Here is a 7,571-nt window from a genome sequence, read left to right as displayed (position 1 = left end):
CACTACAATCACCACCGACCCCACACCGCCCTCGGCGGCCAGACCCCAGCCTCCCGCGTTCACAACCTCACGGGGAAGTACAACTAGCCGTCGTGCTGTTTACTAGCGCGGGGAGCGCTAGTAAACAGCACCGGGGCTAGTCGAGGACGTCGGCCAGGTCGTACGCGGCCGGCACCTCGAGCTGCTCGAAGCGGCAGGACGTCGGGTCGCGGTCGGGACGCCAGCGCTCGAACTGGACCGTGTGGCGGAAGCGGCTGCCCTCGAGCTGGTCGTACCGCACCTCCAGCACGCGCTCGGGGCGCAGCGCCACGAACGACACGTCCTTGTTGGACGAGAACCGCGAGCGCTCCGTCTCGCCGCGGGCCGCCTCGCCCGACGCGTCGCGCTCGACGAGCGGCTCCAGCTCGTCGAGCAGCTCGAGCCGACGCTTGTCGCTGAACGCCGATACCCCGCCGACGTTGTGCAGCACGTCGTCCTCGCCGTACAGGCCGACCAGCAGCGAGCCGACGCCGCGACCGCTCTTGTGGATCCGGTAGCCGACCGCGACCACGTCCGCCGTGCGGGCGTGCTTGATCTTGAGCATCGTGCGCTTGCCCGGTGCGTACGGGGCGTCCGCCGGTTTGGCGACGACGCCGTCCAGGCCCGCGCCCTCGAAGCGGTCGAGCCACTGCCGGGCGAGTTCGGGATCGTCCGTCGTGCGCGTCAGGTGCAGCGGGTGGGGGACATCCCGCAGCAGCTCCTCCAGGCGCTCCCGCCGCTGTCGGAAGGGCTGCTCGAGCAGCGATTCGTCTCCCACCGCGAGCAGGTCGAACGCGACCAGCATGGCCGGCGTCTCGACTGAGAGCTTCTGGATGCGCGACGCGGCCGGATGGATCCGCTGCGACAGCGCGTCCCATGACAGACGCTGCGATCCCGGATCGCCCGTCGCGACGACGATCTCCCCGTCGATCAGGCACGGCTCAGGCAGAAGCCGGGCGAGCGCCTCCACCAGCTCGGGGAAGTACGGCGTCAGCGGCTTCGCGCCGCGTGAGCCGAGCTCGACCGTCTCGCCGTCCCACGACGCCAGCACGCGGAAGCCGTCCCACTTCGGCTCGAACACGAGCCCGCCGGCGTGCTTGGCGGGATCCGGGATCTTCGCCACGGCCTTGGCGAGCATCGGCGCGGGGATGTCGTGGGGCATGGCCTCATCCTGCCCCTCGAGGCCCTGCCCCGCATCCCCCTTGCGGAGACCGCCATCCCGGCCGCCGCGGAATCGGAGATGTCCACCGAATCGGAGCCGAACGCGGGATCCGGCCCGAAGGGGTGGATTTCTCTTACGCGGTGGCGGGCGGGTCAGCCAAACAGGTCGGACAGGCGCGCGGGTTCGCCGGCGTCGCGTAGAGCCGTGCGGGCTGCGTGCCAGCCGGCCATGCCGTTGACGCCCGGGCCGGGCGGGGTCGCGGAGGATGCGAGGTAGACGCCCTTCATCGGCGTGCGCCACGGCGCGGTCGACACGACGGGCCTGCGGAGCGACTGCAGCAGCGTGAAGTCCCCGCCCAGCACGTCGCCGCCGATCTCGGCGGGGTTCTCGGCCTCGCGGGCGGAGGCCGGAACGGCGTGCGCCGCGAGGATGCGATCGCGGAATCCCGGCGCGAAGCGCTCGATCTGCCGCGTGATGTGCTCGGTCGGATCGAGCGTCGAGCCGTGGGGCACGTGCATGTACGTCCAGAGCACCGCCTTGCCGGCCGGTGCGCGCGACGGATCCAGGATCGACGGCTGCACGGCGAGCACATACGGACGATCCACGACGTGCCCGCGCGCGACGGCGTTCTCGCTCGCCTCCACCTCGGCACGCGTACCGCCCACGTGCACCGTGGGGGAGCGTCGCACGTCCGGGTTCTCCCACGGCACGGGGCCGTCGAGCGCGAAGTCGACCTTCGCCGCGGCCGGGCCGTACCGGTAGCGCCGGATGGCCGCCGCGTAGCGGTCGGGGATGTCCGGATGCGTCAGGGCGAGCCGCGGCGAGGTGTCGAGCAGCAGCAGGTCGCCGGCGTCCGGGTCGCCCCAGTCGAGAGAGGACAGGTCGGTGACGTACTGGCCCGTCTCGATCCGGCCTCCGTGCGCGCGGAGGTCGTCGGCGAGGGCGTCCGCGATCGCCTGCGCCCCGCCGATCGGGTACGCCCAGCCGCCCTCGGTGTGCGCGAGCGAGGCGAGCATGAGGCCTGCGCCCGCCGACGCGAGCGAGGGCAGCGGGGTGTTGGCGTGCGCGATCACGCCGCTCAGCAGTGCCGCGGCCTCCTCCGTGCGGAAGGTGCGGCGCGACAGCGCGCTGGCCGTCTCCAGCACGCGCAGGCCGAAGCGCACCGCGGTGACGGGGTGGCGCGGGATCCGCAGCAGCTGATTTCCCGTGAAGTCGAGCACGCCGTCGGCGTGACGTGCGAGCGGCCGCAGCATCGCGAGCCACGCGCGCTCGTCCGCTCCGAGCTCCGCCGCGGTGCGCTCGATATCGCGCCACGCGATCGCGGCACGGCCGCCGTCCAGCGGCTGCGCGAACGACGCGTCGGGCACGACCCAGCCGATCCGCTCGTGCAGCCCGAACGCCCGGAAGAACCCTGACGTGAGCGCCGCGGGATGCACGGCGGAGCACACGTCGTGCCGGAACCCCGGCAGCGTCAGCTCCGCGGTGCGCGTGCCGCCGCCGATCGACCGCGCCGCCTCCAGCACGGTGACGTCATAACCGGCGCGCGCGAGCGCGACAGCGGCGGCAAGACCGTTCGGCCCGCTTCCGATCACCGTCGCGCGCGTCATGGAGCCAGTCTTCCAGGTTCTTATGCTCTTTTCTTTTTCCTCCCACGCGTCGGGCCCCGAGGGGCCGCTCTGCGAGGGAGGCGCTTCGCTTCGCTTCGCGCGCCGGCGCTTCGCGCGCCGGCGCTTCGCGCCTGGTTGGCGGGCGCACTCGCGCTCTCTTCTTTTTCTCCCACGCGCTCGGGCCCCGGTGGGGCCGCTCCGCGAGGGAGGCGCTTCGCTTTGCTTCGCGCGCCGGCGCTTCGCGCCTGGTTGGCGGGCGCACTCGCGCCCGCACGCTCGCGCTACGCGCTCTGTTCTTTCTTCTCCCACGCGTCGGGCCCCGGTGGGGCCGCTCCGCGAGGGAGGCGCTTGCGCTTCGCTTCAGCGCGCCGGCGCTTCGCGCCTGGTTGGCGGGCGCACTCGCGCCCGCACGCTCGCGCTGCGCGCTCGCACCGGGTTGAGGTGGGTAGGGGTAGGGGTAGGGGTAGGGGTAGGGGTAGGGGTAGGGGGCTTGTGGTTGCTCGTTGAGCGGAGCGGCGGAGCCGCGGAGTCGAAACGGGCTGAGCGAGCGCAGCGAGTCGAAGCCGGGACGCAGGCGTCAGACGAACGCGCCCACGCCGGTGATGTCGCGGCCGATGATGAGAGCCTGCACGCTCTCAGTGCCCTCGTAGGTGTGGATGGCCTCGATGTCGGCGAGGTGCTGCATCACCCGGTTCTCGAGCAGGATGCCGTTGCCTCCCAGCAGGTCCCGGGCGGTGCGCGCGATGTCGCGTGCCGTGCGGGTGTTGTGGTATTTCGCCAGCGACGCCTGCGTGGGGCGCAGCGCCCCGGCCTTCTCGAGCTCGGCCAGTCGACGGCAGTACAGCTGCATCGCCGTCAGCTGCGACAGCATCCGCGTCAGCCGTTCCTGCACCATCTGGAACCTCGCGAGCGGCTTGCCGAACTGCACGCGCTGGGTCGCGTACGACAGGGCCGCCTCGTAGCAGGCGGTCGCGTGCCCGAGCGCCGACCACGCCACCCCGGACCGCGTGGCGAACAGCACCGTCGAGGTGTCCTTGAACGAGTGCGCGCCGGGCAGGACCGCGGAGGCGGGCACGCGTACGTCCTCGAGGCGGATGTGCGCCTGGTGGATGCCGCGCAGCGACAGCTTGCCGGTGATGACCGTGCCCACGTAGCCCGGCGTCGACTGCTCCACGAGGAAGCAGCGCACCTGCCCGTGGTCGGGGTCGCCCTCCCGGTCGACGCGCGCCCACACGAACGTCACGCCGCCCGAGGCGCCGTTGCCGATCCACTTCTTCGCGCCGCGCAGCACCCACTCGTCGGTCTCGGGGTCGAAGCGGGCCGCGGTCTCGAGCGAGGTCGAGTCGGAGCCGTGGTCGGGCTCGGTGAGGGCGAAGGCGCCGGGAACCTCGCCGCGGGCGATCGGCTCGAGCCAGCGTTCCTGCTGCTCGGGGCTGCCGAACAGCGCCAGGGTGCGCAGCGCGAGCCCGCCCTGGACGGCCACGACCGTGCCCAGCGATCCGTCTGCCCGCGACAGCTCCATGTTGACCAGGCCGGCCGCGAGGGGCGACATCGTCGTCAGCCGCGGATGCTCGATACCGTCGACGAACAGGTCCGCCTCGCCGAGGATCCCGAGCACCTCGAGCGGGTACTCGGCGCGGTCCCAGGCCTCCGCCATCCGTGGGGCGAGGCGCTCACCGACCTCGCGGGCGCGCGACCACTGCTCCCGGTCGGCGCCCCCGACGTCCGCGAACGCCGCGTAATAGTCCGTGTCGAGCGGGGATGTCACGTCGTAGGAGAGGATGTTCTCTCCGGGGAGGAGCTCCGGTGCCATGCCGAACAGGGTAGGACGGTCCGCGGACGTGGCGGCGGTCGTTTGTCGGACCCCGCCAACGCGAGAATCCGTTCACGCGCCGACAATGCGCGGCTCGCACGCATTGTCGGCGCGGAGGGGGATTGTCGGCGAAGGGGCGGATTGTCGGCCGTGCTCGCCCCGGTTCGAGGTGGAGGGCGACGTGCGGCTAAGCTTGAGGGCGGAGTACCCCGACGGCCAGCCTTCTGGGACGTTCTCAGGCACGGAGGTTCAGATGTTCATCATTTCGCTGCTGCTGTTCCTTGGCGGCATGGCGCTGTTCGGCGTGGCGCTCAACCTCGAGGCGTTCCAGGGCCTCGTGTTCACGGCGGGCATCCTCGCCATCTGCCTCGCGATGGCGCTCCCGATGCACTTCAGCAAGACGTCCCGGTAGTCGCCGAGACTCTTCCCGATCGCGATCCGCCGCTCCCGGCGGGTCGCGATTCGCGTTTCCGGGAGCTGTCTGCGGGCGGCATCCGGGCGGATCGGGGCTCTCGGGTTGCGGTAGTAGGCTGAGATCTCGGTCGAGATCTCTCGACGTCGAGACGTCCAGCGTCTCCTCCCGTGGCCCCATTCGAAGGAATGCAACGTGGACCTGTACGAGTACCAGGCTCGAGACCTTTTTGAGAAGTACGAGGTGCCGGTGCTCGCCGGCATCGTCGCCGACACCCCCGAGGAGGTGAAGGCAGCGGCCGAGAAGATCGGCGGCGTCGTGGTCGTCAAGGCCCAGGTCAAGACCGGCGGGCGCGGCAAGGCCGGCGGCGTGAAGATCGCCAAGACCCCGGACGAGGCGTACGAGGCGGCGAAGTCGATCCTCGGCCTCGACATCAAGGGCCACATCGTCAAGCGGGTGATGGTCGCGCAGGGCGCGGACATCGCCCGCGAGTTCTACTTCTCGGTGCTGCTCGACCGCGCCAACCGGTCCTACCTGTCGCTGTGCAGCGTCGAGGGCGGCGTGGAGATCGAGCAGCTCGCGGTCGAGAAGCCCGAGGCGCTCGCCCGCATCGAGGTGGACCCGCTCACCGGCATCGACCGCATCAAGGCCGTCGAGATCGCGAAGGCCGCGAACTTCGACGACGACCTGATCGACAAGGTCGCGGACGTCTTCGTCAAGCTGTACGACGTCTACAAGGGCGAGGGCGCGACGCTCGTCGAGGTCAACCCGCTCGTCCAGACCGGTGCCGGCGAGATCATCGCGCTCGACGGCAAGGTCACGCTCGACGAGAACGCGAGCGAGGTGCGTCACCCCGAGCACGCGGACCTCGAGGACAAGGAGGCCGCCGACCCGCTCGAGGCGAAGGCGAAGGCCACCGGCCTCAACTACGTCAAGCTGGACGGCCAGGTCGGCATCATCGGCAACGGCGCGGGCCTGGTCATGTCGACCCTCGACGTCGTCGCGTACGCCGGCGAGAAGCACGGGGGCGTGAAGCCCGCCAACTTCCTCGACATCGGCGGCGGCGCCAACGCGCAGGTGATGGCCAACGGCCTCGACGTGATCCTGGGCGACTCGCAGGTCAAGAGCGTGTTCGTCAACGTCTTCGGCGGCATCACCTCCTGCGTGGCCGTCGCGGAGGGCATCGTGAAGGCCCTCGAGATCCTCGGCGACTCGGCGACCAAGCCGCTCGTCGTGCGCCTCGACGGCAACCAGGTCGAGGAGGGCCGCGCCATCCTCGCCTCCGCCAACCACCCGCTCGTCACCCTTGCCGCAGGCATGGACGAGGGTGCCGACAAGGCCGCCGAGCTGGCGAACGCCTGAGCCGCACGGATCGGATAAGGAACCAGGAAGATGTCGATCTACCTCAACAAGGACTCCAAGGTCATCGTCCAGGGCATCACCGGCGGCGAGGGCACCAAGCACACCGCCCTGATGCTGAAGGCCGGCACGAACGTCGTCGGCGGCGTGAACGCCCGCAAGGCCGGCACGACCGTCACGCACGAGAAGCCCGGTGAGGGCGAGGTGGCGCTGCCCGTCTTCGCCTCGGTCGCCGAGGCCATCGAGAAGACCGGCGCCGACGTGTCGATCGCGTTCGTGCCGCCGGCGTTCACGAAGGACGCGATGATCGAGGCCATCGACGCCGAGATCCCGCTGCTCGTCGTGATCACCGAGGGCGTGCCCGTCGGCGAGACGGCGGAGGCGTGGGCCTACGCGAAGTCGAAGGGCAACAAGACCCGCATCATCGGCCCGAACTGCCCCGGCATCATCACGCCGGACGAGGCGCTCGTGGGCATCACGCCCGCGAACATCACGGGCAAGGGCCCGATCGGCCTCGTGTCGAAGTCGGGCACCCTGACCTACCAGATGATGTTCGAGCTGCGCGACCTCGGCTTCTCGACCGCCATCGGCATCGGCGGCGACCCGATCATCGGCACGACGCACATCGACGCCCTCGAGGCGTTCGAGGCTGACCCCGAGACCAAGGCGATCGTGATGATCGGCGAGATCGGCGGCGACGCGGAGGAGCGTGCGGCCGAGTTCATCAAGGCCAACGTCACCAAGCCCGTCGTCGGCTACGTCGCCGGCTTCACCGCCCCCGAGGGCAAGACGATGGGACACGCGGGCGCGATCGTGTCCGGCTCCGCCGGCACCGCGCAGGCGAAGAAGGAGGCCCTCGAGGCCGCCGGCGTCAAGGTCGGCAAGACGCCGAGCGAGACCGCCGCCCTGATGCGCGAGATCATCCAGTCGCTCTGATCACTCCCCGGTGCCCCCGTCCTACGAAGGACGGGGGCGTCGTGCTTTTCATCCGCACGGTTCTTTTTCCGTTTTCTTTTTCTCCCACACGTTCTTCTTTTTCTCCCACGCGTTCTTCTTTTTTCTCCCACGCGTCGGGCCCCGAGGGGCCGCTCCGCGAGGGAGGCGCTTTCGCTGCGCTCCAGCGCGCCGGCGCTGCGCGCCTGGTTGGCGGGCGCACTCGCGCCCGCACGCTCGCGCTTTGCGCTCGCACCGGGTTGAGGT

At 70.6% G+C, this 7,571-nt stretch carries 6 protein-coding genes; 3 read left to right on the top strand and 3 right to left on the bottom strand.

Annotated elements, in window-relative coordinates:
• Positions 1-136 precede the first annotated feature (136 nt).
• The 3 genes from IEX37_RS15065 to IEX37_RS15055 form a co-directional block, all read right to left on the bottom strand.
• The gene (locus IEX37_RS15065) at positions 137-1,180 is read right to left on the bottom strand and encodes an ATP-dependent DNA ligase (RefSeq protein ID WP_188757195.1); all 1,044 of its coding nucleotides are present in this window, start codon (positions 1,178-1,180) and stop codon (positions 137-139) included.
• Between the two features lie 152 nt (positions 1,181-1,332).
• Entirely contained in the window at positions 1,333-2,787 is a 1,455-nt protein-coding gene (locus IEX37_RS15060; RefSeq protein ID WP_188757194.1) for a phytoene desaturase family protein, read from the bottom strand.
• Between the two features lie 577 nt (positions 2,788-3,364).
• Positions 3,365-4,600, bottom strand: coding sequence for an acyl-CoA dehydrogenase family protein (locus IEX37_RS15055; protein WP_188757193.1), 1,236 nt, complete (start codon positions 4,598-4,600; stop codon positions 3,365-3,367).
• A 253-nt stretch (positions 4,601-4,853) separates the two neighbouring features.
• On the opposite strand from IEX37_RS15055, the gene IEX37_RS15050 reads away from it, so the two are divergent.
• The 3 genes from IEX37_RS15050 to sucD all read left to right on the top strand — a co-directional run bounded on the left by IEX37_RS15050 (position 4,854) and on the right by sucD (position 7,307).
• Positions 4,854-5,012 carry a hypothetical protein gene (locus IEX37_RS15050; protein ID WP_188757192.1) on the top strand — a complete coding sequence of 53 codons (159 nt, stop codon included), beginning with the start codon at positions 4,854-4,856 and terminating at the stop codon, positions 5,010-5,012.
• A 195-nt stretch (positions 5,013-5,207) separates the two neighbouring features.
• Positions 5,208-6,374 (top strand): ADP-forming succinate--CoA ligase subunit beta, encoded by a 1,167-nt coding sequence (gene sucC / locus IEX37_RS15045; RefSeq protein WP_188757191.1) that lies wholly within the window; start codon positions 5,208-5,210, stop codon positions 6,372-6,374.
• 30 nt (positions 6,375-6,404) lie between these two features.
• Positions 6,405-7,307 carry a succinate--CoA ligase subunit alpha gene (gene sucD / locus IEX37_RS15040; RefSeq protein WP_188757190.1) on the top strand — a complete coding sequence of 301 codons (903 nt, stop codon included), beginning with the start codon at positions 6,405-6,407 and terminating at the stop codon, positions 7,305-7,307.
• Positions 7,308-7,571 lie beyond the last annotated feature (264 nt).

It is taken from the genome of Microbacterium album, from assembly GCF_014643695.1.
GTDB lineage: Bacteria > Actinomycetota > Actinomycetes > Actinomycetales > Microbacteriaceae > Microbacterium > Microbacterium album.
This window is presented reverse-complemented; position numbering and strand designations above follow the sequence as displayed.

Excerpts from the sequence above, each read along its gene's own strand:
- IEX37_RS15055 (WP_188757193.1), bottom strand. The coding sequence starts at position 4,600 with ATGGCACCGGAGCTCCTCCCCGGAGAGAACATCCTCTCCTACGACGTG.
- sucD (WP_188757190.1), top strand. The coding sequence starts at position 6,405 with ATGTCGATCTACCTCAACAAGGACTCCAAGGTCATCGTCCAGGGCATC.
- IEX37_RS15065 (WP_188757195.1), bottom strand. The coding sequence starts at position 1,180 with ATGCCCCACGACATCCCCGCGCCGATGCTCGCCAAGGCCGTGGCGAAG.
- IEX37_RS15060 (WP_188757194.1), bottom strand. The coding sequence starts at position 2,787 with ATGACGCGCGCGACGGTGATCGGAAGCGGGCCGAACGGTCTTGCCGCC.
- IEX37_RS15050 (WP_188757192.1), top strand. The coding sequence starts at position 4,854 with ATGTTCATCATTTCGCTGCTGCTGTTCCTTGGCGGCATGGCGCTGTTC.